At 68.9% G+C, this 25,422-nt stretch carries 22 protein-coding genes; 6 read left to right on the top strand and 16 right to left on the bottom strand.

Going from position 1 to position 25,422, the window contains the following annotated elements:
- The first annotated feature begins 44 nt into the window (after positions 1–44).
- A complete protein-coding gene (locus tag ACTWOL_RS34565) occupies positions 45–392 on the top strand; it encodes a PadR family transcriptional regulator (RefSeq protein WP_474300840.1) in 348 nt (115 codons plus the stop codon).
- Positions 389–1,399, top strand: a complete 1,011-nt coding sequence (locus ACTWOL_RS34570) for a hypothetical protein (protein WP_474300841.1) — start codon at positions 389–391, stop codon at positions 1,397–1,399. Before ACTWOL_RS34565 ends, ACTWOL_RS34570 begins: the two co-directional genes overlap by 4 nt.
- 252 nt (positions 1,400–1,651) lie before the next feature.
- Here ACTWOL_RS34570 and ACTWOL_RS34575 read toward each other — a convergent pair whose 3' ends face one another.
- Together ACTWOL_RS34575 and ACTWOL_RS34580 are read right to left on the bottom strand one after the other, a co-directional pair.
- Positions 1,652–2,329, bottom strand: coding sequence for a response regulator transcription factor (locus tag ACTWOL_RS34575; protein WP_474300842.1), 678 nt, complete (start codon positions 2,327–2,329; stop codon positions 1,652–1,654).
- On the bottom strand, positions 2,326–3,537 hold the full coding sequence (locus tag ACTWOL_RS34580) for a sensor histidine kinase (RefSeq protein WP_474300843.1): 1,212 nt from the start codon (positions 3,535–3,537) through the stop codon (positions 2,326–2,328). The genes ACTWOL_RS34575 and ACTWOL_RS34580 overlap by 4 nt, the downstream gene beginning before the upstream one ends.
- A 288-nt stretch (positions 3,538–3,825) precedes the next feature.
- On the opposite strand from ACTWOL_RS34580, the gene ACTWOL_RS34585 reads away from it, so the two are divergent.
- Positions 3,826–6,012: an MMPL family transporter gene (locus ACTWOL_RS34585; protein WP_474300844.1), complete on the top strand. Its 2,187-nt coding sequence runs from the start codon at positions 3,826–3,828 to the stop codon at positions 6,010–6,012.
- 88 nt (positions 6,013–6,100) lie between these two features.
- Here the strand turns inward: ACTWOL_RS34585 and ACTWOL_RS34590 are convergent, their stop codons facing one another.
- From ACTWOL_RS34590 to ACTWOL_RS34630, 9 genes are all read right to left on the bottom strand, one after another.
- Positions 6,101–6,547: a hypothetical protein gene (locus tag ACTWOL_RS34590; RefSeq protein WP_474300845.1), complete on the bottom strand. Its 447-nt coding sequence runs from the start codon at positions 6,545–6,547 to the stop codon at positions 6,101–6,103.
- 223 nt (positions 6,548–6,770) lie between these two features.
- Complete coding sequence (locus tag ACTWOL_RS34595; RefSeq protein ID WP_474300846.1) at positions 6,771–8,321, bottom strand: amidohydrolase; 1,551 nt, start codon at positions 8,319–8,321, stop codon at positions 6,771–6,773.
- On the bottom strand, positions 8,318–9,013 hold the full coding sequence (locus ACTWOL_RS34600) for an FMN-binding negative transcriptional regulator (RefSeq protein ID WP_474300847.1): 696 nt from the start codon (positions 9,011–9,013) through the stop codon (positions 8,318–8,320). The genes ACTWOL_RS34595 and ACTWOL_RS34600 overlap by 4 nt, the downstream gene beginning before the upstream one ends.
- Before the next feature lie 34 nt (positions 9,014–9,047).
- Positions 9,048–10,064 carry an ABC transporter ATP-binding protein gene (locus tag ACTWOL_RS34605; protein WP_474300848.1) on the bottom strand — a complete coding sequence of 339 codons (1,017 nt, stop codon included), beginning with the start codon at positions 10,062–10,064 and terminating at the stop codon, positions 9,048–9,050.
- Between the two features lies 1 nt (position 10,065).
- Positions 10,066–11,112, bottom strand: a complete 1,047-nt coding sequence (locus ACTWOL_RS34610) for an ABC transporter ATP-binding protein (RefSeq protein ID WP_474300849.1) — start codon at positions 11,110–11,112, stop codon at positions 10,066–10,068.
- 35 nt (positions 11,113–11,147) lie between these two features.
- Positions 11,148–12,044 (bottom strand): ABC transporter permease, encoded by an 897-nt coding sequence (locus ACTWOL_RS34615; RefSeq protein WP_474300850.1) that lies wholly within the window; start codon positions 12,042–12,044, stop codon positions 11,148–11,150.
- Positions 12,037–12,963: an ABC transporter permease gene (locus ACTWOL_RS34620; RefSeq protein ID WP_474300851.1), complete on the bottom strand. Its 927-nt coding sequence runs from the start codon at positions 12,961–12,963 to the stop codon at positions 12,037–12,039. Before ACTWOL_RS34620 ends, ACTWOL_RS34615 begins: the two co-directional genes overlap by 8 nt.
- Entirely contained in the window at positions 12,960–14,486 is a 1,527-nt protein-coding gene (locus tag ACTWOL_RS34625) for a M14 family zinc carboxypeptidase (RefSeq protein WP_474300852.1), read from the bottom strand. The genes ACTWOL_RS34620 and ACTWOL_RS34625 overlap by 4 nt, the downstream gene beginning before the upstream one ends.
- Positions 14,487–14,638: 152 nt before the next feature.
- On the bottom strand, positions 14,639–16,225 hold the full coding sequence (locus tag ACTWOL_RS34630; RefSeq protein WP_474300853.1) for a peptide ABC transporter substrate-binding protein: 1,587 nt from the start codon (positions 16,223–16,225) through the stop codon (positions 14,639–14,641).
- Between the two features lie 181 nt (positions 16,226–16,406).
- Between ACTWOL_RS34630 and ACTWOL_RS34635 the strand changes: the two genes are divergently transcribed.
- Complete coding sequence (locus ACTWOL_RS34635) at positions 16,407–17,438, top strand: transposase (protein ID WP_474300854.1); 1,032 nt, start codon at positions 16,407–16,409, stop codon at positions 17,436–17,438.
- 504 nt (positions 17,439–17,942) lie between these two features.
- Here the strand turns inward: ACTWOL_RS34635 and ACTWOL_RS34640 are convergent.
- The 3 genes from ACTWOL_RS34640 to ACTWOL_RS34650 all read right to left on the bottom strand — a co-directional run bounded on the left by ACTWOL_RS34640 (position 17,943) and on the right by ACTWOL_RS34650 (position 21,107).
- A complete protein-coding gene (locus ACTWOL_RS34640; protein WP_474300589.1) occupies positions 17,943–19,109 on the bottom strand; it encodes an IS701 family transposase in 1,167 nt (388 codons plus the stop codon).
- Between the two features lie 53 nt (positions 19,110–19,162).
- On the bottom strand, positions 19,163–20,806 hold the full coding sequence (locus tag ACTWOL_RS34645) for a DUF6895 family protein (protein ID WP_474300855.1): 1,644 nt from the start codon (positions 20,804–20,806) through the stop codon (positions 19,163–19,165).
- A 94-nt stretch (positions 20,807–20,900) separates the two neighbouring features.
- A complete protein-coding gene (locus tag ACTWOL_RS34650; RefSeq protein WP_474300856.1) occupies positions 20,901–21,107 on the bottom strand; it encodes a hypothetical protein in 207 nt (68 codons plus the stop codon).
- Positions 21,108–21,443: 336 nt separating this feature from the next.
- Here ACTWOL_RS34650 and ACTWOL_RS34655 point away from each other — a divergent pair, with 336 nt between their 5' ends.
- On the top strand, positions 21,444–21,989 hold the full coding sequence (locus ACTWOL_RS34655) for a hypothetical protein (protein ID WP_474300858.1): 546 nt from the start codon (positions 21,444–21,446) through the stop codon (positions 21,987–21,989).
- A 148-nt stretch (positions 21,990–22,137) separates the two neighbouring features.
- On the opposite strand, the gene ACTWOL_RS34660 is transcribed toward ACTWOL_RS34655, so the two are convergent.
- Complete coding sequence (locus tag ACTWOL_RS34660) at positions 22,138–23,280, bottom strand: RICIN domain-containing protein (protein ID WP_474300859.1); 1,143 nt, start codon at positions 23,278–23,280, stop codon at positions 22,138–22,140.
- Positions 23,281–23,497: 217 nt separating this feature from the next.
- Between ACTWOL_RS34660 and ACTWOL_RS34665 the strand changes: the two genes are divergently transcribed.
- Positions 23,498–24,097: a L,D-transpeptidase family protein gene (locus tag ACTWOL_RS34665; RefSeq protein WP_474300861.1), complete on the top strand. Its 600-nt coding sequence runs from the start codon at positions 23,498–23,500 to the stop codon at positions 24,095–24,097.
- 262 nt (positions 24,098–24,359) lie between these two features.
- On the opposite strand, the gene ACTWOL_RS34670 is transcribed toward ACTWOL_RS34665, so the two are convergent.
- Complete coding sequence (locus ACTWOL_RS34670; protein WP_474300862.1) at positions 24,360–25,400, bottom strand: vWA domain-containing protein; 1,041 nt, start codon at positions 25,398–25,400, stop codon at positions 24,360–24,362.
- Between the last annotated feature and the right edge of the window lie 22 nt (positions 25,401–25,422).

Here is a 25,422-nt window from a genome sequence, read left to right on the forward strand (position 1 = left end):
CGAACTAGTAGAGATTGGCGACTAGAGAAGAAAGGTGACATCCTATGCCGCCTGCGGAGCCCACGGCCGGTTGGCTGCGCGGCGTGCTGCCACTGGCCCTCGCCGCCATGCTCACCGGCGGCGACCGGCACGGGTATGCGCTCGTCCAGGAGTTGGCCGCCCGTGGATTCGGCACTGTGCGAGGCGGGGCTCTGTATCCAGTGCTCGGCCGGCTGGAGACCGACGGCCTGGTGGAGGCCCGGTGGGAGCCGGGCGAGGGCGGGCCGGGCCGCAAGGTCTACGGGCTCACCGACGCGGGACGGGACCGGCTGCGTGAAGAGATCGCCGGCTGGCAGCAGTTCTCCCAGGTGATGGACCAGCTTCTGGCTCAGAGCGCGAAGGAATTGCCATGACAGACGCGGTCACCCGGTGGTACGCCCGGGTTCGGCTGGAGCTGGCAGCGCAGTCGGTGGACAAGACCACGGTCGACACCGTGCTCGACGAGGTCGCACAGCACTGCAGAGACAGCGGAGAGGTACCCGATGACGCCTTCGGCGCGCCGGGGGAGTACGCCGCCACCGTGGTCAGCGAGCGGATACCGATCGAGGAGCGAGCCCGTCTCAACCAGGGCGGCCAGACCCGTGCGGACCATGTCTCCGCAGCCCTCGCCCCCCTCGGCCTGGCCACTTTGGTGGCCGGCGCCTATCTGTGGGTTGCGAACGGAGCCACACTGGCCCTCACTCCTGCAGGGCTGGTCGGCACCGCACTCACCGCCGTTGCGCTGACGAGCGGCGGGCTCGCCGTGGCTGCCGCGCGTTCCCGGATCCGTGCCGTGGGGTGGGGCCTCACGGCCGGCGCGGCCGTACTGGGCGTGACGGCATTCACCGTCCTGTCCGGAAAGACCTTCGGCCACCTGCCGACCCCGGCCGTATGTGCGCTGGGCCTCGCACTGCTCTGGTCGGCCACACGGACAAAACCAACCGCAAACACTGAAGGAGCCACCATGCAGGCTGAAACAAGCACCCAGAAGACGGTCAAGGCCGAAGACTGGCTGCGTCAGCTCCCCGAACTGCTCGAAGAGCGGCACGCGGTACCCCACGCCCGTGCAAACGAACTCACCAAAGAAGCCGCGCTCCACCTTGCCGCCACCGAGCGCGCGCCCGAGGAGGAGTTCGGTCCCGTGGAGCTGTACGCGCTGCGAGTGGCCGAAGCGGAATCACCGCACACGCGGTGGCTGCAGCGTTACGAGATCCAGCAGGCGATCCTCGCCGTCGTCTTCACCGGCTACCTCGTACTCAACATCGCCACCGGGGGTGCCGCCTGGCTGACCGTACTGGCGGCCGTCGCCCTCGCCGTGGACCTGGCGCTCCTCACCACCCACCTGACGCGCAAGCGACGGGCCGGGGCTCCCGGGCGATAGGGGCAGATGCGTCCTCCGTGCAGACCGTCAGACCGCGCAGACGTGGTGGGTGCTCACACAAGTCCCATCCGTTGGAGGGCAGTTGCCGTCGGAGGCGAGGCCAGTCGTCGTGGTCGGCCCGTCGCGGGACCGGCGCCGAAGCAGGCCGGGTCGGTCGCCGCCGCCCGCACCGGTGAGCCGTCACCGTGTCCGAACGGGTGGGGAGCCCGACCGGCGGAAACCCTGGATGCCGTCCGGGAAACGACGCTCCTTTCAATGGCCGACGTCGTGGTCCCCGGCCTCGACGAGTCCGCTCTCGTACGCGAAGATCACAATCTGTACGCGATCGCGCAGACCGAGCTTGGTGAGGATGCTCGACACATGCGATTTGACGGTGGCGGCTCCGATGAAGTGCTCTTCGGCGATCTCCGAGTTGCCGGCCCCTCGAGCGACGGAGACCAGTATCTCGCGCTCCCGGTCGGTGAGTCGGCCCAGACGGCCGGCGACTGCCGTGTTGACGGGGCGGCGTTCGGCGAACCGGTCGATGAGACGCCGGGTGATCGACGGCGCCAGCAGCGCCCCGCCCTCGGCCACGGTGCACACGGCGATGGCGAGTTGTTCCGGAGGGATGTCCTTCAGCACAAAGGCGCTCGCGCCGGCATGCAGCGCCTCGTACACGTACTCGTCCGGGTCGAACGTGGTCAGGATCATCACCCGCACGCCCCAGTCCGCCTCCTCCAGAATCCGCGAGGTCGCCTCGAGACCGTCCATCTCGGGCATGCGGATGTCCATGAGAACGACGTCCGGACGATGCCGGCGTGCCGCGTCGATCGCCTCGCGCCCGGTTCCGGCCTCGGCCACGACCTCGATGTCCTCGTGGACCCCCAGGATCATGGCGAAGCCTCTGCGGACCAGTGCCTGGTCGTCGACGACAACGACACGGATGCTCACGTGAGTTCCTCCCCGGTGGGCAGATGGGCCGCCACCCGGAACCCGCCACGGGGACCCGGCCCCGCTTCGAGGCTGCCACCCAGCAGGAGCGCCCTCTCCCGCATGCCGACGATCCCGTGGCCCGCCGGATTCGCGCGGCCCGTACCCGGCGCAGACTGCACGTCGGCACCTGGGCCGTCGTCGAGCACCTCGACGGTGACGCCCCCCTTGTCACTGCGCAGACGCACCTCCGCGTGCGTCCGCGGCCCGCTGTGCTTCAGTACGTTGGTCAGCGCCTCTTGGACGATGCGGTATGCCGACAGCTCCACGCGGGCGGGGAGCGGAGCCCGCACAGCGTCGATGACACAGACGTCGAGGCCGGCCTCCCGGACCTGCTCCACGAGCCGGGGCAGATCCGCCAGGCGGGGCTGGGGACCCAGCCCGTCGCGCTCGGCCTCCGGCCGCAGCACGCCCAGGAGGTGCCGCAGTTCGTCCAGCGCCTGTCGCCCGGCTTCTTCCACCGCGGCCATCGCCTCCACGGCACTCTGAGGGTCATCGGCCGCAACCATCCGGGCCGCGCCTGCCTGCACCGTCATCATGCTCACCCGGTGGGCGACCACGTCGTGCAGTTCACGAGCGATGTGGGTGCGCTCCTCGGCGACGATCCGCCGCGCCTCGGCGGCCTGCTCCTGGCGGAGCCGCACGGCCCGGTCGGCACGGAGCCGCAGACGCCGGCCGACGTACCAGGACCCGGCCATGACCACCGCGCCGAAGCCGATCTCCCCCCAGGCAACGGGGTCGAGGAGCCCGTCGCCGACGACGATGGCCACCGCAGCCACGACGCCGACGCGGCCCTGCCAGGCGTCCGCGGCGTACCGCCCGGCGCCGTACAGCGCGACGATTGCGAAACCGCCCAGGTCGGAGTAGCCGCTTCCCAGCATCAGGGCCCATGCGACCAGCACGAAGCCGAGTACTGCCACGGGCCGGCGACGGCGCCAATAGAGCGCCGCGGCAGCCATGGTGAAGACCAGCAGGGCAGGGACAGGGATATCGGTCAGCGAGCGGACGGCAACCGTATCGCCCGGTCCGTCCTCCAAGAACACCGTCGCCGACGCCACGGTCGCAAGGGCGGCGTCCGAGGCCCGCGGCCAGCGGGCGAACGGACCGCGGAATCTGCCGGGCGCGCTGTGGCCCGGAGTCTCGGAAGGGCGCGCCGTGCGCTTCATCATCGCTCCAGGGAGGGCTTGAGGTCCCCCGGCGTAGGACATCGGCCGCGCCAGGTGAGCCATGGTAATTCCAGGTCGCAGGCACCGTCACCCGCCCGCAGGCGGACATGGTTTTCCACCGCCAGGGGGAGGCGGCGCGTCGTCCGCCCCGCTCCCCGCAGGAGCCTCGAACCCCTCCAGCGGCGGGGGACAGTGGCAACAGCGGCCCCGACGATGGGAGCGCTGACCACTCCCGCCCTCGATGCGCCGGACACGCACGAGTGGCAGCCATCCCAACAGGAGCACGTATCCATGAACCGATTCACCCGCCGCATCGGCGCCGCCAGCGCCCGCCGACCATGGGTCACCATCACCGCATGGGCGGTGGCCCTCCTCCTTGTGCTGCCCCTGGCCGGCACGTTCGGGGGCTCCTTCGTCGACGATCTCGTCGCCCCCGGCAGCCAGAGCGAGAAAGCGATGGAGCTTCTCGAGGAGCGCTTTCCCGAAGCATCCGGCGGCAGCGCCAAGGCGGTGTTCGCCGTGCCCCCGGGGGAGCGACTCGAGCGCCACCGGCCCGCCGTCGACGCGGCGGTCGCCCGGATCGCCGATGTGGGTCATGTCGCCGCGGTGACCGCTCCGTTCACTGCGGGCACCGTGTCGTCCGACGGACGTATCGGATTCGCCGAGATCACCTTCGACGTGCCCGCGATGGACGTCGGCCCCGAGCAACTCGAGGCCCTGTCCGACGCGATCGAACCCGTGCGCGGGGATGGCGTGGTGGCCGAGCTGGGCGGTGATTCCGTCTTCGTCAACGCCGAGGACGAGACGACGGGTGCGGAGGCGGCCGGACTGCTGGCTGCCCTCGTTGTGCTGGTCGTCGCGTTCGGCACCATCGCCGCCGCACTGGTCCCGATCGCCCTCGCTCTGGTCGCCGTCGCCGCGGGCCTGAGCGGTGTCATGCTGCTGGCCAACATCATGGACGTCTCCACCGCGGCGCCGGCGATCGGGGCGATGATCGGCCTGGGTGTGGGCATCGACTACGCCCTGTTCATCGTGGCCCGCTTCCGTGAGAACCGTGCCACCGGGCAGGCGAACCCCGACGCGCTGGCCAACGCCATGGGCTCTTCCGGCGCTGCCGTCCTTTTCGCCGGCGGCACCGTCGTCGTGGCGATGGCCTCCCTCGCACTCCCCGGCCTGGGCTTCCTCACCTCGATCGGTCTGAGTACCTCGCTCGTTGTGCTCTTCGCCGTGGCGACCGCTCTCACACTGCTGCCGGCGCTGTTGTCAATCCTCGGCGACCGCATCGACACCGGACGCCTCGGTCCTGTCCTGGTTCGCCGCAGGCGCCGTACAAAGCGCACCGCTCCCGTGAAACGGACCGAGGACACCGCGTGGTGGCGCTTTGCCCACCGTGTGTCGGGGCGGCCGTGGCCGTACCTCATCGTCGCCGCGACGGCGCTCCTCGCACTGGCCACCCCGGCGCTGCGCATGGAGACGGGCTTCCCCGACGCAGGCAACGACTCGACCACCACCACCCACCGTCGCGCCTACGACCTGCTGGCAGAGGGCTTCGGCCCGGGCTTCAACGCCCCGCTGCTGATCGTCGCCGATCTGCGCAGACCCGGCGTGGACGCCCAGGCCATTCCCGCGCTGTCCCGGCGTATCGCCGCCGACCCCGGCATCGCCACCGTCGGCGAGCCCCGCACATCCCCCGCGGGGGACACCGTCGTGCTGTCCACGCTGCCCACCAGCGCCCCCGCCGACGCCGAGACCTCGAGAACCGTCCAGCGCATTCGCGAACTCGTCCCCGACAACGTCGCCGTCTCCGGTCTGACCGCCATGACCGAGGACCTCACCCGGCAACTGTCCGACACCCTGCCGGTGTTCATCGGCGCCATCCTGATGGTGTCCTTCCTGCTGCTGATGCTGGTGTTCCGCTCCATTGCGGTGCCGTTGAAGGCCGCCGTGGTGAACCTGCTGTCGATCGGCGGTGCCTACGGCGTCGTGGTCGCGGTGTTCCAATGGGGCTGGCTCAAGGACCTGTTCGGCCTGGAGAGCACCTTCCCGATCGTCTCCCCGCTGCCGATGATCTTCTTCGCGGTCCTCTTCGGTCTGTCCATGGACTACGAGGTGTTCCTGCTCTCACGCGTCCGTGAGGAGTACGACACCACGGGCGACAACGCCGAGTCGGTGGCGCGCGGCATGGCGGCCACGGGACGTGTGATCACCTCCGCCGCCCTGATCATGATGGTGGTCTTCCTCGGCTTCGTCGCCAGTCCCTCACCGCTCACCAAGATGATGGGCCTGGGCCTGACCACCGCGATCCTGCTCGACGCCACGATCGTCCGGATGGTGATCGTTCCTGCCTCCATGGCACTGATGGGCAAGGCGAATTGGTGGCTGCCACGGTGGCTCGGCCGTCGGCTGCCCCGCATCGGTGGGGAACGCGCCGACGTCCTGCGTCAGCCGGATGCGGTACTCGGCTCCGCCCCCCGATAGCCGCTGAGGGGCAGGGACGGAGCGGCGCAGCCCACAGCGGGGCCTGCCCTCCCGCCACCTCGGAGAGCAGACCGACGCACGACTGTCGTCACAAGCCCCGCGAGACGCCCCGTCCACTGCCGATGACGATGCTCGAGCAGGGCTTTACGATCACCGGGCAGGAGTTCCACAATGCCACCCCGGCCGTGATCAGTTCCAGTACCGCGCGTTGCTCCCCGGGAGTCCATGCGGCGCACTCGCCTCCGAACAGCTTCTCGTAGGCGCTGTTGTGCACCGCGCTTTGCCGGGGCAGCCCGTCGACCTCGCCGAGTCCTCGCGCGAGATCCTCGAAGAAGTTCCACGCCTCCAGCACCGCACCCGAGGGGACGCGACGGCGCACCGGGTCCTGCAGCCAATGCTGAACACGGCCGAGCTCCAGGGTCCCGGACTCAGAACTGGCCAGTCCCCACCCCCGTCGGCTCGCATACACCCGCGCCTGTCGAACGGTCGTGAACACCGGCACCTGACAGTGATCGGCTTCCAGCAGCGTCACCACCTGATCAGGTTCGTCGCCCCGGCCACCGGCCCACAGAACTACCCCGCTGCGGCCGGTCCCGCGTACCCGGTACGCATAGAGGCTCCTACCCCCACTGTGACGTCCGGCCGTCAACACATCTGTCATCTCGATTTCTGCCACGCCCTCACACTGGCACGACCCGCGAGAACCGTCGCGGATTTTCTCCACAGCGCTGGAGACACAACAGCGCCCCGCGACGGTGTCAGCCCGACATGTGCGTCCAGCAGCCGGCGACCATCGTCGCGTGGACGTGCATCCTGCTCAGCGTCTGCGCCTCCACCGTCAGTGGATCGCTGTCCACGACCACCAGATCCGCCCGGTCACCGACCCGGAGCAGCCTCTTGCCCCTGCACGACGCCGCGAGCGCGTCCGCAAGGCCCAGACGCTGTTCCGGGTGCCAGGCGGGGCGGTTGTCCCGGGTGCGGGTGACGGCCGAGGCGAGGGTCAGCCATGGGTCGAGGACGGCGACGGGCGCGTCGGAGCCGAGTTCGAGCGTGGCCCCGGCCGCGAGGAGGTCGGCGTAGGCGAAGGCGCGGTGGGTGCGGCCCGCCCAGTGGCGGTCGGCGATGTCGCGGTCGTCCGGGGCGTGGGTGGGCTGGACGCTCGCTGTGACACCCAGCGCCGCGAACCGCGGAACGTCCTTGGCGTCGAGGAGCTGGGCGTGCTCGATACCGCCACGGCAGCGGACCGCTTCGAACGCGTCGAGCGCGATCTCGTTGGCACGGTCCCCGATGGCGTGGACGGTCGGCTCGATTCCGTGGGCCGAAGCCCTGCGCATGACGGCCGCCAGGTCGTCGAGCGCGATCCGCTGCATGCCGTGGGCGTCGGGATGGCCCGCGGCCGCGTCGGGATACGGCTCGTGGCACAGCGCGGTACGGGTGTTGAGCGAGCCGTCGGTGAACAGCTTCAGCGGCCCGACCTCCAGCATCCGGCCCGGCGCGTCGAACACGGTGTCGCCGGTCCGCAGACCGGCGTCGATCGCCGCCTCCAGGTCTTCCGGGTAGATCGCGGCGGCCACCCGCACCGGTACATCGGCGGAGGACATCCGCCGCGTCCAGTCGGCGATGTTGTCGGAGAACTCGAAATCGCGGATGCCGGTGATCCCCTGTTGTGCCGCCGCATGACAGGCATCAAGCACCCAGCGGTCCGTCACCTCCCTTGGTACGGCCGGGAGTTTGGCCGTGGCCGCCAGAGCGTCGCCCTCCCGCAGGAGCCCGGTGGGGTGGTCGGCCCGTCCGAGGAGGGCCAGTCCCTCGGAGTTGATCCATACCGAGTGAAGGTCGGCGCTGACGAGTACGGCGGGATGATGGGGGACCAGGGCGTTCAGCAGGTCTTTGTGTGGCACGTCAGGCCAGAGGCCGTCCCGGTAGCCGTAGCCGACGACGAGTTCACGCGGAGGCAGGCCGGCCGCCCGGCCACGGGCGATCTCCGCGGCTGCCCTGGCCGATCCCGCGGCCGACAGGTCCAGGCGTCTGCGGGCGGCGGCCCACTGGGTCATGTGGACATGGGCGTCCCACAGGCCGGGCAGCAGCGTCCGGCCGTCGAGATCGATGCTCTGCTCGCCCGTTTGGTGGCCGAGGGAGCCGCCGGGATGGACCGCTGTGATGCGGCCGTGGGCGATCCGCACATCGCTCAGCGGACCTCCCGCGCCGAGCCGTACGCGGCGCAGGGTGACCGGCGAGGGCGCCGTGGTACTCGTGGCCCCCACGGCACTCGTGGGCCCGGCCGGGGTGCGGCGTGTGTGCGTGGTCACTGCTGTCTCCAGGTCTCCCGCATGGCACGGGCGAGTGCGGGATGGGCAAAGGGCTGATCGGACTCCAGGGCTGCCACGACACGGCGCGAGACGTCCTCGCTCTCGTCCTGGCTGAGCTTCGCCTTGGCGTTCACCCGGGTCGCCGGCAGCCGGAAGGCGGTGACGGCCGCGGCGATCCGGCGGGCATAGGCATCGACCCGCTCCAGACGCCAGGGGGCGGCGAAGCGGTCCTCGAAGTGGTCGACGGTGGCCGTGAGCACGTCGTACGCCGGCTCCGCGTCCAGGATCTGCGGGCGTCCGCTCACATGCACGACAACGAAATTCCAGGTCGGCACATGCGGGGTCTCCTCGTACCAGGTCGGGGAGATATAGCCGTGCGGGCCCTGGAACACCACGACGACGTCGTGGTCGCCGAGTTCGTGCCGTGCGGCATCGGTGCGGGCCAGATGCCCGAGCAGCGTCAGCCCGGCACCGGCGGAGCCAGGACCGTCATCCCCGGGGCCATCACCGGCACCGGCGGGGCCCCGCCCCTCATCGGCGGGGCCGGTGCCGTCCTCCAGAACGACGGGGAGGTGCGAGACGACCAGGCCGTCGCGGTCGGTCCGGCTGACGAGGGTCGCCCATGGATGGGCGCGAACGAGGTCGCGGATGCGCCCCGGATCGTCGATACGGAAGATCTCCTGGTCCAGCATGTGGTTCTGCTCCGTCTCTCGGGTCCTCGGGCCCTCAGGCCGGGATGGGTTCGGGGAAGTGGCACGCCGCCTGCCGTGAACCCCCCGGCACACGCGCGGCCAGCAGCGGGCGTTGCGCGGTACAGCGCTCCTGGCTCTTCCAGCAGCGGGTGTGGAAGGCGCATCCGGAGGGCGGATCGGCAGGGCTCGGCGGGTCGCCCTCCAGCACGATGCGCCCGCCCGTCCCGCGGCTGCGCGGATCCGGATCGGGCACGGCCGACAGCAGTGCACGGGTGTACGGATGCGCCGGATGTCCGAATACGGTGTCGCGGTCGCCGTGCTCGACGATCCTGCCCAGGTACATGACGGCCACCTCGTCGGCCACCTGCCGGACCACGGCCAGGTCATGAGCGATGAACACGTACGACAGTCCGAACTCCCGCCGCAGTTCCGTGAGGAGCTTGATGACCTGGGCCTGGATGGAGACGTCGAGGGCGGAGACCGGCTCGTCGCAGACCAGGACGCGGGGGCGGAGCGCGAGAGCCCGGGCGATGCCGATGCGCTGCCGCTGCCCGCCGGAGAACTGGTGCGGATGGCGTCGCGCGTGCGCCGGGTCGAGTCCGACCATCTCCAGCAGCTCGCGGACGCGTGCGGCGCGCTGCTGCTTCGGGACGATGTCGCCGTGGATGTCCAGGGGTTCCCGTACGATCTGCTCCGCCGTCATGCGCGGGTTGAGTGAGGCGTACGGGTCCTGCATGACGAGCTGGATATCGCGTCTGCGGCGGCGCAGTTCGGCGCGCGGCAGCTCCAGCAGGTTCTCGCCCTCCATCAGGACGGCGCCCGATGTGGGAGTCTCCAGTGCCATCAGGAGCCGCGCGAGCGTGGACTTCCCACTGCCGGACTCGCCGACCAGACCGAGGGTGGAAGCCTTCCGCAAGGCCAGATCCACGCCGTCCAGAGCCTTGACCGTGGTCCGCCGCTGCGGGCCGCTCATCAGACCGCCCGTCCGGTAGTGCTTGGTCAGTCCTTGTGCCTCCAGCAGCGGTGCACTGTCCGCGGTGGGTACGGACATCTCAGACCTCCAGAGGGAAGTGACAGGCGGCCACCCGGGCGGACGGCACGGGCCGCAGCGGCGGCAGTTCGTGCGCGCAGCGTTCCCGGGCGGAGGGACAGCGCGGGTGAAAGGCGCACCCCTCGGGCAGTGCCCCCGGCAGAGGAGGACTGCCGGGGATGGGCCGCAGGGCACCGATATCCGCGTCGAGCCGTGGCACGGCGGCGAGCAGCCCGCGGGTGTAGGGGTGGACGGGATGCTCGTAGATGCTCGTCGCCGACGCCTGTTCCACGATCCGGCCGGCGTACATGATGGCCACCCTGTCGGCCGTTCCCGCGGCGAGTCCCAGGTCGTGCGTGATCAGCAGCAGCGCGGACCGGGTCTCCTCGCGCAGCGCGGCCAGCAGCTCCATGATCTGCGCCTGTACGGTCACGTCGAGCGCGGTCGTGGGTTCGTCCGCGATCAGGACGTCGGGGTTGCGGGCGACGGCCATCGCGATGACGGCGCGCTGCCGCATACCACCGGAGAAGTGGTGCGGATAGTCGCGGTAGCGGCGGGCCGGATCGGGGATGCGGACGCGGGCCATGAGGTCGATGGCCCGGCTACGGGCCTCGCGGCGGCTCATGCCCTCGCCGACCCGCAGCGTCTCGGCTATCTGGAAGCCCACGGTGAGGGTGGGGTTGAGAGCGGAGAGCGCATCCTGGAAGACCATGGCGATGCCGGCACCGCGGTGGGCGCGCAGCTCGTGGGGGCCAAGGGCGAGCAGGTCCTCACCGCGGAAGCGGACGTGTCCGCTCACCCGGGCGGTACCGGCGGGGAGCAGACCCATCACTGCCAGTGCGGAGATGCTCTTGCCCGAACCGGACTCGCCGATCAGCGCAAGCGTCTCCTCCTCGCGCAGTGTGAACGAGGCCCCGGCGACGACGCGGCGGCCGCCGTCGCGGGTCACCAGGTCGACCGTCAGATCCCGGACGTCCAGCAACGGCGGCCCGGTGACGGCGGGATCCTTCGAGAGTACGGGTGCGGGTGCGGGCGGTTGTGACGGAGTCCCGGAGGGGGACGCGGACATGGGTGGCAGTGGGGACGCGGAGTCGGGCATGGCGGTCACCGGAGTCTCGGGTCCAGGGCGTCGCGCACCTGATCGCCGAAGGCGAGCAGGACGAACACGGTGAAGGACAGGAACAGGCCGGGGAAGACGAGGAGATGGGGGTGGGCCTGGAAGGAGTTCTGGGCGCTGGCCAGTTGCAGCCCCCAGGAGATCGCCGGGGACTCCAGACCCACCCCGAGGAAGGTGAGTCCGGACTCGGCGACGACCACACCGCCCACGGTGATGGTGGCGAGGGCCAGCACGGGGGCGAGGATGTTCGGCAGGACGTGCCGCACGGCCATGTGCAGTTCCCCGGCGCCGAGGCCGCGGGCCATCACCACGTATTCGGCCTCCCGCACGGTACGTACCGACGCCCGCACGATCCGGGTCATGGCGGGCCAGCCGAAGAGGACCAGCACCGCCGCGACGCTCACCACGTTGCGTGTGGTCACACTGTTGAGGACGACGATCGCGCCGAGCAGGAACGGGAAGCCGAGGAAGACATCGGTGATCCGGGCGATCACACTGTCCACCATCCGTCCGGACATCCCGGCCAGACAGCCGAGGACGAGGGCGACGACGAGCGAGCAGGAGGTCGCGAGGAGGCCGACCCCCAGTGAACTGCCCGCTCCGTGGATCACGTTCGCGTACAGGTCGCAGCCCTGGATGTCGAAGCCGAAGGGGTGCCCGGCAGTGGGGCCCTCCGCGCTGCGGCCGATGTCGCAGACGCGGGGATCGCCGTTGCCGAACCAGCCTGCGAACAGGCCCGGTGCGGCCGCCATCAGCAGGAGCAGGAGCACACAGCCACCCGTGGCGATGAGCAGGGGACGCCTGCGCAGCTCCCGCCGGGTCCTGCCGCGCTCCGGCGGCCCGGTGGTCGTGCCGTTCACTGTTTCCGTCACGGGGTCAGTCACAGCGGATCCTCGGGTCCAGAAGGCTGTTCAGCAGATCGACCAGCACGCTCACGGCCAGGAAGATCAGGATCAGAGCCGTGGACACGCCGACCACCGTGGGGCCGATATGTCCGCGGACCGCCTGGAAGAGGAGCTGTCCGATGCCGGGAAGGTTGAAGACACCCTCGACGATCACCGTGCCCCCGAGGAGGTAGCCGAGGTCGATGGCGAGATAGGTGACCGCCGGGATCAGGGAGTTGCGCAGCACATGGACCACGACCACCCTGCGCCGACTGAGTCCTTTGGCGAGAGCCGTGCGCACATAGTCCGCGCGGAGGTTCTCCACGACTTCCGTCCGCACCAGGCGGGAGACGGACGCGAGGCCGAAGGAGGCGACGACAAACGCCGGCAGTACGTAACTGGACGGCCATCCGTTCATGTCGCCCGCCACCGGGAACAACTGGAGCCGCACACCGAAGACCATCTGTGCGGTGTAGCCGAGCACGAACACCGGAACGGACACCGCGCCGATGGTGAAGGCGAGTACGGCACGGTCGGTCCATGTTCCGCGGCGCAGGGCGGCGACCACTCCGAGGGCCATCCCGGCGACGGCCTCGATCGCCCAGGCGGTCAGTGCGAGCCGCACGGTCACCGGCCAGCGGTCGGCCATCAGCTCCGCGACGGGGCGCCCGGTGAAGTCCGTACCGAGATCGCCGTGGAACAGGCCGGTGAGATAGCGGCCGTACTGGGTGAGCAAGGGGTCGTCGAGATGGTGCTCCTCGCGCAGTGCCCTGGCCACGCTGTCCGGCAGGGGCCGGTCGCCCGCCAGCGCGGCGATGGGGTCGCCGGGCAGCACGTACACCATGGAGTAGATGACCAGGCTCACGCCGAAGAAGACCACCAGTGCTTCGAGGAAGCGGCGTATCAGGTATGTGGTCATGTGACCTCCGGAACGGGTGGGCGGTCCGTCGCCCAGGTCCGCGAGCGGTCCGAGGCGTCCGTGTGCGGGTGGTCCGCTGCCCCGGCCCGCGGGTGGTCCATGGCCTCCGTGCGCGCATGGTCCGCGGCGGCGAGCAGGGCGGAGAACTGGACTCCGGCGAGCACGGCGACCGGGAACGGGGTGCCGGAGACGGGCTCGGCCTCCTCCTCCCACTTCTCGTAGATCGCGGACAGCTCCCTGTGCTGGGCGCGGACCTCGGGGGTGGCCGTTCCGGCGGTCCGTTCCGCGTCGAGGACGCGCAGCAGCATGCCGCCGTAGCGGATCCGGCAGCTGTGCAGGGTGGCATCGCAGGCGTGGCGTTCGGCGACCGTGGCGGGCCGGTCCTCGGTGTCGTGGGCGCGGGCCTTCTCCACGGAGGCCATCGTGGCCAGGGACGGGATGAAGTCGCGTACCGCGCGCAGGAAGGGAGTGGGGATGGTCAGGTGCGGAGTGACGGTGTCGAGGATGCCGTTGAGTAGGCTGCTGGTCTGCGCCAGTCCCTCGGCCCGGCGGACGACGACGTCGCGGTAACTCTCCTCGACGGGGGAGTCGTTGTCGGAGTCCGGGTGGATCCAGTGCGGGACCTCGGTGACGAAGCAGAAGGTGCCGTAGCGCTCGACGTACGCGGCGCTGGATGCTCCCGCGAGCTCCGCGGCGGGGTCGGCACCGAGCCGTTCGAAGTGGTCGTAGGTGTCCCGCATGTCGATGCAGCCGAAGATGGCCGGTGCGTAGCGGGGGGTGTGGGCTGCTTCGGGCTCGCCGGTGGACAGGGGGATACCGAAGGAGGCGGGGATGTCGTGGAGGAGGCCGTGGAGCGCGGGGGCCGGACGGTTCAGGTAGTAGTAGACGCCGCCCGTCTCGCAGTTGTGCAGTGTGGTGAGGAAGCGCGGACGGGTTTCGTCCAGCAGCCGCATCAGCGCCTGTGTCTCGGGCAGCACACGGTCGAAGTAGGCGTCCTTGTAGGCGAACGGGAAGGTCCACTCGACCTGCTCGACGCCGGCGGGGCGGTAGAACTGGCGCCCGTAGCGGCGCTTGTCGGTCGGTGTGTCGAACCAGCCCTCGTTGAGGCGTGCCCCGTCCGGGTCGATGCAGGGCACGATGTGCCATGGCCCGTCGAAGTGCGAGCGCAGCGAGGAGTCCTCGCACAGGGTCGTGGCCAGGTGGAGCGCGGTCACGGCGCCCACCGGTTCATTGGGGTGGACCCCGCCGACGACGACGTAGGAGGGAGCGTTGGAGTCGCCTTCGTCGGGGGACGTGTCGCACACGGTGAAGCAGTACAGGGGTTCGCCGAGGCGTGAGGTGCCGATCCGGCGCTCGGCGACGATGGCCGGATGGGCGGCCGCCAGGGCCCGGAACGAGGTGAGGAGTTCGTCGACCCCGGGATAGCGGTGGGTCTCGGGGACGGCCTGGGCACTGCGGGCCCAAGGGCTTTGTACGAGTTCGCCGAGTGTCGGCCGGGAGAGAGGGGGAGTCGCTGACGCCATGCTGTTGCGGGTCTCCTCAGTGGGGGGGCGGATGGATCTTCGGAGCGGTACGAGGTGGTGCGTGCGGCCCGCGTAGGCGGGTACGCGGGACGGAGGGGAGGTGCCGCCCCGCGTACCCGCCTGCTGCCGGCTCGGCATGCGCTGCCGAGAGGTCAGCCGGTGACGGATATCCGGTCGAGTTCGACATCCGCCGGGCCCACGACCACTCCCGACACGCGGGCGGTGGTGGCGTAGACGTAGGTGCCGTAGTAGAGCGGCACCACGGGGAAGTCCTGGAGGATGCGTTGCTGCGCCTGGTTGTAGAGCGTGATGGCCTCCGAAGGGGAGGCCGCGTCGGCCTGCTGCAGCAGCCGGTCGACGTCGTCGTTGCTGTAGTAGCTGCACACATAGCACCCGCCGGCCTTGGTGAAGATGCCGCGCAGTGTGTTCTGCATGCTCGGGTAGAGAGCTCCCCAGTGGCCGAAGGAGGGACCGGTGAGCTTCTTGCCGAACACCTTCTCGCTGAACTCGGACCAGTCCGCGGTGGGCTTGGCGGTGACCTCGTCGATGCCGAGGTTCTGGCGGATCTGGTTGGCCAGCGCCTTGTACAGCTCGTCGAGGCCGAGGCCGCCGGGATACGTGATCACCATGGGCCCGGACCAGCCTCCGGCTTCCTTCAGCAACTCCTTGGCCCTGCCCGGATCGAACGCGCAGGCGTCACAGATCCCGACCAAGGCACCGACCTCCGACGAGGGAGTGAGGGAGGTCGCCGGGGTGTACATGCCGTCGTAGATGGCCTTGTTGACGGCGGCCCGGTCGATGGCCATGGACAGTGCCTTGCGCAGCCGGACGTCCTGGAAGCGCTTGTCGTACAGCGGTAGGCCGAGGAACTCGAGCGCCGGGGCGTCGTAGGTGTACAGCCGCTCATCGAAGTCGGCCCGGGCCTGTCCGTACTTGCTGACCGGTACGCCGATCACGTCGGTCGTCCCCGCCAGGGCGTCGGTGTACGCGGTTTGGAGATCGGCGTAGGCCTTGAACGTGATGGAGGACGATGCGGGCTTGGTGCCCCGGTACTCCTTGTACGCGGTGACCGTGGCCCCCGTGCCGGCCACCCAGGGCGCCGTCATCCGGAAGGGCCCGTTGCCGATCGGCTTGCGGTCGTACGTGCCGAGGTCCTTGAACGCCGCTTTGGGGAGCGGGTAGAAACCGACCTGGCTGGGGGTGAGTTGAAGGGGGAACTGGCTGTCCGGGGTGGTCAGGGTGACCTTCAGCGTGGTGTCGTCGACGACTTTCACCCCGGTGAGGGTCTTGGTCGTCGGCTTGCCCTTCTTCGGGTTGAGCGCAGCGTAGCCTTCGACGTTGGCCAGCTGTCCGTTGGCGACCCAGCCGTTGGGCCCGTACGCGGTGTGGTTCCAGGCGTCGGCGTAGCTGGCGGCGGTCACCGGCTCGCCGTTGTGGAAGGTCCAGTCCGGGCGGAGCTTGATGGTCCAGTTCCGCGAGTCGGAGGAGGTGACCGACTCGGCCTGGACGTAGCTGAGACGGCCTTTGGTGTCGACCTTCGTCAGCGGGGCGAAAAGCACACGAGCCGGATCGAGGATGGCGAGGTTGCGGGCGGGGGTGAGATGGTCGGGCTCGCCGACCGCCACCGAGAAGTTCGTGGCCGTTCCCGGCTTGTTGCCACCGGCGGTGCCACCCGCGCAAGCGGTGAGGGAGGTGAGGGAGAGGGCGAGCGCCACGCTCGCCGGAATGATCCTTGACATGGGTGATCTGGGCAAGGCGACTCCCTGAGGAGGTGAGCGCGCCGTGTTCCGGTCCGAGGGGGAGCCGGGGCCCGGGGAGCGAGCCGAAGCGCGTACCGCGATGCTGGATGCTGCCGTCTTGCCGTGTCAATCCAAAGATGCGAAACTTTTAAAGTGAGATGAAGTTTTAGGGAGGGTCTGAATGCCAGCCGACATCCCGGCAGGGGCAGGACGTGACGACGGGGACTGGGACCGGGCCGCGTTCGTCGAGGAGATGGGGCTCCTCTGGGAGACCGCCGGCGCCGGGCGGATGGACGGCCGGGTCGTCGCGTATCTCCTGATCACGGACGTGCCCTATGTGTCATCCGCGGAGCTGGGCCGTGCCCTGCGTGTCAGCGGGGGATCCATCTCACTGGTGACGCGGCGCCTCGCGGAGGCCGGATTCCTCAGACGCCACGCGGTGCCCGGAGAGCGCAGCCATTTCTTCCGGGTCGACGACGACGTCTGGGGCAGCTTCCTGGCGGGCGAGCGCCGGTATCTGGCTCAGCAGGAACAACTCGCCGAACGGGCCATGGTGTTGCTGGGCCCCGACGAAGAAGCCCCGCGGCGCCGTCTGCGGAACATGCGCGACTACATGCGCTGGATCCAGGGCAGTCACCACGATCTGCTGGCCCGCTGGAAGGAGTACCAGCGCCAGTCCCTGACCGCGGACGAGGGCGACGCAGGGACGGCCGCTGAATTCGAGGTCCCGGACGACAGGGCCGCCGGGGACGATGGCACTCTCCGCCCTCAAGTCCCCTCACCCGTCGAGCCCGCTCCCGAAGCGGACGCCGAGGAGATCCCCGACCGCCTCTCCCTGACCCTGAGCCCGGTACTCGCCCAGCATCTGCTGAGCGACGCGCTGTGGGCGCACGCCGAGGAACTGCTCCCCATCGGCTCCGCCTCCCGCTCCGGCGCCTCCCGAGCGGAGCGCGAGCGGACCGCGCTCACCGCCGTGATCTACGTTCTGACCGCGGGCTGCGGCTGGCAGCAGCTGCCGGCTTGCTTCGGAGTCTCGCCGGCAACGGCCCACCGGCGCTTCACCGGCTGGAGCAAGGCGGACTTCTGGAACCGCTGGCTGAAGTCGGTCACCGAGGAGCACGGCGCGCCGGACGGGGGCAGCGCCCCGGTGCGGTGGTGCACGCAGATCACCGAGGCGGCACTGTCCAGGCAGCCGGGCGCGGGGGCTCAGTGATCGTCTGACCAGGGGAAAGGAGCGCCCACGCGAATGGCTGCGGGAGAGGAAGAGCTGACTGCTTGCCAGCCGGCGATGAGCCGTTGGGCGCAGAAGTGATGGCGTTCTGGCCTACATCCGCATCCTCACGGGATCAAGCAGGACCAAGACTGGGGGTTTCTGATGGATCTCCGTGGAGGAAGGAGCGGCGTCCGGTGCGTGCTCTCGGAGTGCCGGTTGGAAGCCCTCGTACTGGATGTACTTGGGCTTTCGGCCGGTGCGGCGGGAGTGCGTGCCGGGCGTCGCGACGCCGCGGAGATCCGTCAGAAGCCCCCTAGTACTGCAACGGTCTTTGCTGTGACGGTGGTTTGGGTTCTGGTGGGGTGTGGCTTCGTCGTTTGTAGTGGCAGATGCGGGCTTGGTGCTGGCGTCGGCGGCGCCAGGTGGACCAGTGCAGGACGTGGAGGACGGCTGGTCGGGGCCCTGGAGCGAGGCGGGTGATCAGGCGTCTGAGTTCCGGCAGGCTCAAGGGGACGAGGCCGGAGGATCCGTTTCTGCTTTCCCGGCCTCGAGTTCGGCGGCCCGCAGGACGGTCAGGCAGGCGTGGGCGGCCATGGCGAGGGTGATGTGCCGGTGCCAGCCCGGGTAGCGGCGGATCTGGTAGTCGTCCAGACCGCACTCCTGCTTCGCGCTCTGGAAACACTCCTCGATCGCCCACCGGGCTCCGGCCACCTGAACGAGATCGTCGAGGGTGGCCTCGGCGGGTGCGTAGGCGATGTAGTAGGCGATCTCCCCGGGGCGGGTGAGGCTGCGGCGGGCCAGGACCCAGTGCCGGCGGTCTTCCCGGTGCCAGGGACGGACTTCGGCCCGGGCCCAGTCATAGACCCGTAGCCCGTGGGCCCCGGCCCCGCACGAGCGGCGTTTCCACTTCTGCCGGGGCAGGGAGGCGATCAGTTCGTCGACGCGGTGGTCCAGGCGCTGGCGGGTGACCACGGTGTCGTTGCAGCGAGTCGCCATGACATGGAAGACATCCGCCTCCTCGAGGCGGTGGCGCCAGGACTTGCTCTGCCCGTAGGCCTCGTCCCCGGTCAGCCACCGAAACGGCACCTTGTCCGCGATGGCCTGGTCGACCATCGCCTCGGCCATCTGCAGTTTCGTGGCGAACTCCACGGTGTCGTCAATGCCGGCCTTCCGGCAACGTTCCCGGTCCTCGGTCCACGACTTCGGCAGATACAACGCGCGGTCGATCAGGGTGCGGCCACGCTCGGTGGCATAGGCGAGAAAGACGCCGATCTGGCAGTTCTCGGTCCGCCCGGCGGTGCCGGAGTACTGTCGCTGGACTCCGGCCGACCGCACTCCTTTCTTCAGGAAGCCGGTATCGTCCACGATCAGGACCGCCTCAGGGTCACCGAGGTGCTCGATGACGTAGTCCCGCACATCGGACAGGACCTCGTCGGCGTCCCAGTCGATCCGGTTCAAGAGCCGCTGCATCCGGTCCGGGGCCGCATGCCCGGCCTCCTCCGCCAGCGTCCAGCCGTTCTTCCGCTCCAACGGAGCGATCAGCCCCTGCATATACGCCAGCGACGACTCCCGCGGCTCCAGCCTGTTGAACCGGTGCACGAACCGTTCATGCAGCTCAGCCAGCCCAGACGACCAACGCCGGACATCCGCCGGCACCACATCCCACCCCATGACCAGCACAACGATCCGACAGTCAAACCGTCACACCAAAGACCGTTGCAGTACTAGGGGCAATTGCGGGACAGCCCTGAGGTCCGTGTCCTGGCTGCGGTGGCCAGGGCGGCTACCGCGCTTCGGGTCCAGGAGTATTGCGTCTGCTGCCAAGTGGTGGCGTGGTCGCTGGCAGGGTAGCCGAACGCCCCGGTGGTGTTCTGTTGTGCGATGAGGAAGGCGATGGCGTCCTGGGTGATGCGGTGCCGGCCCCATCCGGTCTGGGCGAGGGTTCGGATGCCGGCGGCGAGCTGGCCGAGGTGGTAGGTCTCGGTGGCTTCACGCAGGGAGGCGGCGGCCTGCAGGGGGTAGGCGTGCCGCTCGTGTGCCGTGGTCTGGTGGGGAATGGCTGCGGTGGTCGTTGGGGGGAGGAGACCGAGGCTGATCAGCCGGTGCACACCGTCGGCGATGTCGGCAGGGATGGTGTCCAGTGAGCTGACGATGTCTGCCGTGGTCTTGAGGAAGTCGTCCAGGGACGGGCAGGGAGTTCCGGCTGTGCGGATGGCGAGGGCGAACTCTCCCGCGACTTCCATGCCCTGTTCCTGCCAGAAGGCCGGGTTCGCATCGGCGAGGAGTTCTGCGTAGTGCTCGAGGGCCGGCTGGGCGAGGTGGTGCTGCTGGATTGCGGCGGCGCCGAGAGCGGCGGCCGTGGCTCCGGCAAGCCCCACTCGCGGGTCCTGCTCGATGCTCTGGTCGCACAGCCACACCACAGCCCGCCGCAGGGGCGATTCCAGGGGCATGCCCGCGGTGGGCAGGGTGGGGCGTGGCCTGCTCAGGCGGCGGGTGCTGCGCGACAGGAGGCCGGCGAGGGCGCTGACGATGGTGGTGTGGTAGCCCTCGGCCCAGTGCCGGAAATCCTCGTCACCACTGTCCAGTCCCGGATGGATGATCCCTTCGGGGCCGTTGACGCGTCCGTTGACTTCCTGCACGGATTCCAGGAAAGCCCAGGCTCCGTCTGCGGCTTCGGAGTCGGTGATGCCGAGGCAGTACAGGCAGCACAGCAGTTCCCCGACGAGGTCGGCGTTGGTGCGGGCTTCGGCGAGGACGAGGAGCGCTTCGAGGAGCTCGACAGTCCTTCCGGGGCTGTATCCGCGGGGCCACACCGGCTCGCGCCGGCCGAAGTCGGTCGCGTAGAAGAGCGTGTGGGTGATGGCGTAGATGTCGCGGTCGGCCAGCCTCAGGACATTCGGGCGCCGGCACAGAAGGGTGAACGGGAGAACCGCGTCCATGGACGGCAGGTCGTGCTCGACCCCGCACAGGTGAAGGGTGTGGAGAAGGTCCAACTGCCGGTAGGGAACTCGCTCGAACGCTGCTGCGTACCCACCGTCCACAGCCTGCTGGATAATGTGCCGGAACTCCGGGGCTTCACGGCCGCACAGCCGCAGCGCGGCATACGTTCCCGCGTACAGGAGGAGTGCTTGTTCGTCCCGCGCGATCATCTCCCGATACGAAGGCTGATCGGCGATTTCCTCAACCTGCTCAAGAATAGACGCATAGCCATCATCGAGCGGCATGTCATCGAACTGGGCGCGCAGCCCCACCAAAAAGGCCGTCTCAATAAGCGCCTTGCGGGTGAACAGCACCCTGTCCTGCTGGGCGGTACGCGGGTCCAGCATGGCCCGGCGCGCAGCGAGCCAGGCAACAGCCCGGTCTTCCACCGCGCGCCTTCGAGACGACCGGACGCCGGGTGCTCCTGTTTCCCTCACCGAGTCCTCCCGGCAGTCACCTTGATGTGGGCTTCTTATTGGCGGGTCAGCTGTCTGCGGGCGTGACGGCGTCCGCTACTTCGTTGGCGACGACCAGGACGTAGCGTTCCCAGGCGAGTACGTAGCCCGCAACATCGTCCAGCTGGCTGACCTGACCGATCACTCGCTCCAAGGGAACACTGAGATCGACCAGACCACTGGTTCTGAGAAAATCCAGCGCCTTACGCGCATCAACCGACGGCGGACAGGACATGACGAACCTCCTCTTTGAAGTCCAGCATTTCCCCTCCACTATCTACGTGTTCACCGCAACAGGGGAATATGCAAGAGGTAACTCATACAGTCATACTCAATCGGCGGTTGGCTGGTGGGATCCGGGTTGTGACTACGGCTCACGGTGCGGGGAGCCGGTTGTGGCGGCGCTGGGATGACGTGCGGGCTGTCTGGCCGGAGAGGGCTGTACGCAGGCCCATGGAACCCAAACGGCTGTTCCCGGTTGCGAGGGGTGATGAGCCGACGGAGCATCACAGCGACAGAGACCTGCGCCGGGGGCTCGCGCCGGCCGTTGCCTGCTTCGGAGTGATGCACCATGGACCCGTCCTCGCTGGCCGGTATCGAGTCGGTTGTCAGTGGCGGCAGGGCCGTCATGACGGCCGACGACAGCGTTGTCGTGGACGTTGTGAAGGCCACGGTGAAGAGCGGCAGAACGGCCACCTTCTACCTGACCCGCGCCCAGTTCTCCGCCGTCAATGCGTGGTACTGGACACCGCAGCGGATGAAGCACATGGGGCTCGAGCCGGTGTCGGACGAGGAGATGGCTCGGATCAGAACCGAGCTCGGAGCCGAGGCGTGCGGCTCGGCCTACTCCAACCGCATCAAGTGCCCCAACGGTCACACGTACGGCGCGTTTGAATTCGTGAAGCAGGGAATCGAAGAGCATGGGCTGGAGACCACCCGAGCGGTCTTCAGCCTCAAGGACACGGCCGTCGTCCGTGCCAATCCCCACCAGCAGGTGGTTTGCACCACCTGCCGGCGTCAGCTGGCGACTCCCCACTACTACGTCTACTGGGGCTACGGATGCTGCGTGGACCTTGACGACACGTCCACCGCTGCCTTCGCGTCCCGGCACGGCTGACCGAGGGCGCACTCATCGCCCGCGCTCGGTGAGCACCTGCGCAAGCGCGGTGTCCACGACCGCATGGAACGGGTGTGGCGAGTTCAACGGTGGCGCAGGAACGGGAGCAGAGGGGTGGGTCGGGGACGTGTTGCTCCAGCACCCGTTGTCAGCCGGTGGCTGAGGGCAGGGCGGTCGCTGCCGGTTGGCTTTGAGGGACCAGGAGGAGGTGCTGGGCGGAAGTGTCGGTGCAGGGCTCGGCGACTGCCACGGCTGTTGCGGCCTTGGGATCCGTCCCCGGGATGCCGACGCACTTCCCGTTCGCTGACCGTATCCGATAGGCCTTGGTGGGCGCGGTGGTTGAGGCTTGCGTGCCGGCTGTCTCGACCCGCTCGAACGTGAACACCTGGGCGGTCCTGCTGCTGCGGCAGTCGTCCCAGGGTTCGAGCAGCCCGCTGGCAAGAACCGTCAGACATCCCCAACCATGCACGGGGTGCGCCCACTTGACGAAGAAGCGGCCGTCACCGAGTGGAACGAGTCTGGTGTACGGCGGTGTGGACTGACCGCACGGCCGCTGCGCCGCGACCGGCCGCTCGCTGCCACCGCCGGGCTCACGGCCTTCGGTCACACACAGGTCGGTGGCCCGGACCGGTCGGATGCTGTACCACCCGGCGGCCGGCTCCTCGGACGAGGGCACCGTCACCGCGCGATCGCCGGGCAGTACCTGCCAGGAGACGATGCCCGCCACAAGCACGATGAACATCGATCCCATTGCCCTGGGCACCACGACACGGTGCCGGCGCCGCGGCCGCGTCGGCTCCAGTGGGGGATCGGACGGAATGCCCAAGGGCCCCGCAGCATCCTTGACGCCACGCTCACGCCCACCGCCGGCTTCGCAAGAACCATCGTCACCGTCACCGTCACCGTCACTGTCACCGTCATCGCCGTTGTCGTCGGCCTGCGACGGCGACCAGATGACGGCGCGGCCCCCGGCGGCGGGAGCTTCTCGCGTCGAACCGGTCGCCGAACTGTCGACCCTCGCGAGACGGCTATGAGCCTGCAGCCAGGCGTCGGCATGTTCCCCCGCGCCGCAGGCGTGGACGAAGGCGTTCAGGACGTGAGGCCGCGGCAACACCCCTCTGCGCAGCACATCGGCGATCGTGCTGCGCGGAAGGACCCGCCCGCTTTGTTCGGCGCGCTCTTCAAGCTGCCGGTATGTCAGTCCCGACGCGTCCTTGAGCCGCTTCATCATGCCGACGAACTGCTCGACACTGTGCGCACGTTCGGGATCGACACCCCCCGCAGTATCCATGGCGCCATCCTTGGCCCTCCGCTCGACAGCAGGCAAGCCATCCCCGCCGAGGCCCGGACCTTTGTCCGGAAAGCGGTGGTGACCAGCCAGGACAGCAATCAGCTGTCCGGGACACCGGGCATCCCTTGCCGGACGGTGCCCCCGGCCAGCAGGGTCAGTGCTGCCGGCGCAACCGTCATGTACCGCCACACGCCACACGCCACACGGGAGTGTTCTCATGCGTAAGTCCGCACGGTCCGCACGCATCGTCCCCCTCGCGCTCGCCGCCGTCTTCGCCGGCGGCCTGAGCGCCACCACCGCCGCCCCGGCCCAGGCGCGTACCGAAACCCAGGCGTCCGCCCAGGCGACCGACGCCTACTACCTGCGCTTCGACAAGGGTTCGGTCACGAACTCCCGCCTCGAGCTGGTCAAGCGCACTCCCGGCCGGGACAAGGTGATCAAGGCGTACAAGGCGGGCTCGGGCCAGTCCAAGGACACCTGTGCCGTCGGCAAGGGCTGGCTGCCCAACGCCGGGGCGAGCAAGCCGTACGCCGTCCAGTGGCACCGCACGAACTTCGACGGCATCATCAACGGCTTCGTCATCAAGATCTCCGACCGTAAGTGCCACAACGGCACCAAGCGCACCGAACTGTTCATCCACAGCGAGATGAAGCCGAACGGCAAGCAGGGGACCGCCGAGTCCGAGCGATGGACCAACAGCAACCCCAACGACTACTACTCCAACGGCTGCATCAAGCTCAACCCGACCGACATCAAGGACCTGTTCAAGCGCCTGGACCGCACAGGCTGGCCGAAGAAGCTGTACGTGGTGGACTGACCCCCGCCAGGTCCTCTGCTCGTGGTGCCCGGGAGGCTCGTCAAGGAGCCTTCCCGGGCACCACGTCCCTCTTGCGGCGGAGGGCTTGAGGCACCAGCGCAGCCCCGGGCCGCTGATCACGGCGAGGGACCGTCGGTCCGCGAACTCGGCCGTATGGTCGGCATGTCCAGCACGGGATCGGACGCATCCCCAGCGTGCTTGACTGGAAGTGCGGGGGCTGATCAGCCCTATCGATCGGCGCTGGCGCTCAGCCCTTAGCCAGTCAGAGCATCAGCAGCAGCCGTGTGTTCGGTACGAGCTTCCGGTTCACACTGGTGCTCTGCACGAAGATCGTGAAGTCGTCGTTGTGGTCCGGCTTGACGCGAGCTTCCACGTTCGGCAGGCCGAGCAGGGCTCGGGCCTCGGGCCCCGTGTACACCCGGTCCGTCTTCTTCTCCAGCACCGCAATCTGCTTCTGCGCCTGGATCTTCTCCGACTTGCCGAGCTGGTAGAACGCGCAACCGGTACGGTAAGTGTGCCCGCATTCGATGACCCAGTCCCGGATCGCCGCGTCACGAGCCACCGGTATCAGCTGGTACTTCGACGGATCCACCGGGGTGAGGCCGGCCGCCTTGATGGTGTCCTTGTTGACCGCCTCCGCACCCGTGGAGAACACCGCCCGCGATCCCCGGATGCCCTGGGAGCGGCCCACCATGAAATTCTCGGTGGCCTGCCGGATGACCTGCCCGGCCTCCTCCAGACCCTGTGTGCTCGTGGCGTCCCAGATGGCGATGTTGTCCTTCGGGAAACCGCACTGCATGGCCTCCCGCTTGCCCATCTGGTCCGGCACAAGGACAGCTAGCGTCCAGTTGTCCCCCTGAGTGTCGATCATCTTGGCCACGGCCTCGACCAGTTCACGCGCATCCCTGACAGGGGCATCCGGGCAGCGATGACTCGCGTTCTCCTGTCCGTCGGTGAGGACGAACGTCAGGAAGCTGTGGTCGCCGTACAGTTGCGCCGTCTGCGCCAGCTCCCGCTGTGACTTCAGCGCGGCAGCCAGCAGAGCCGTCATTCCACCGACCCGATACAGCTGCTTCAGCGACGGCATCCGCAGCACGTCCTTGTCGTAGATGACGCACTCCACCTTGTCCGCGAAGACGTACACCGTGACGCGGGTTTCCTGGTCCAGTTCCCTCGATCGGCGGGCAAGGTAGGCAATCTGCTGGTCGGCGACTTCGACGACCTTGCCGCTCAGATGGGACATGGACGAACTGGCGTCCAGCACGAGAGCAACGTGATTGATGTAGTTCTGGTTTCCGGACATGACAGCTCCCCGTTCTCTCCGA

Source organism: Micromonospora sp. IBHARD003 (assembly GCF_056106285.1).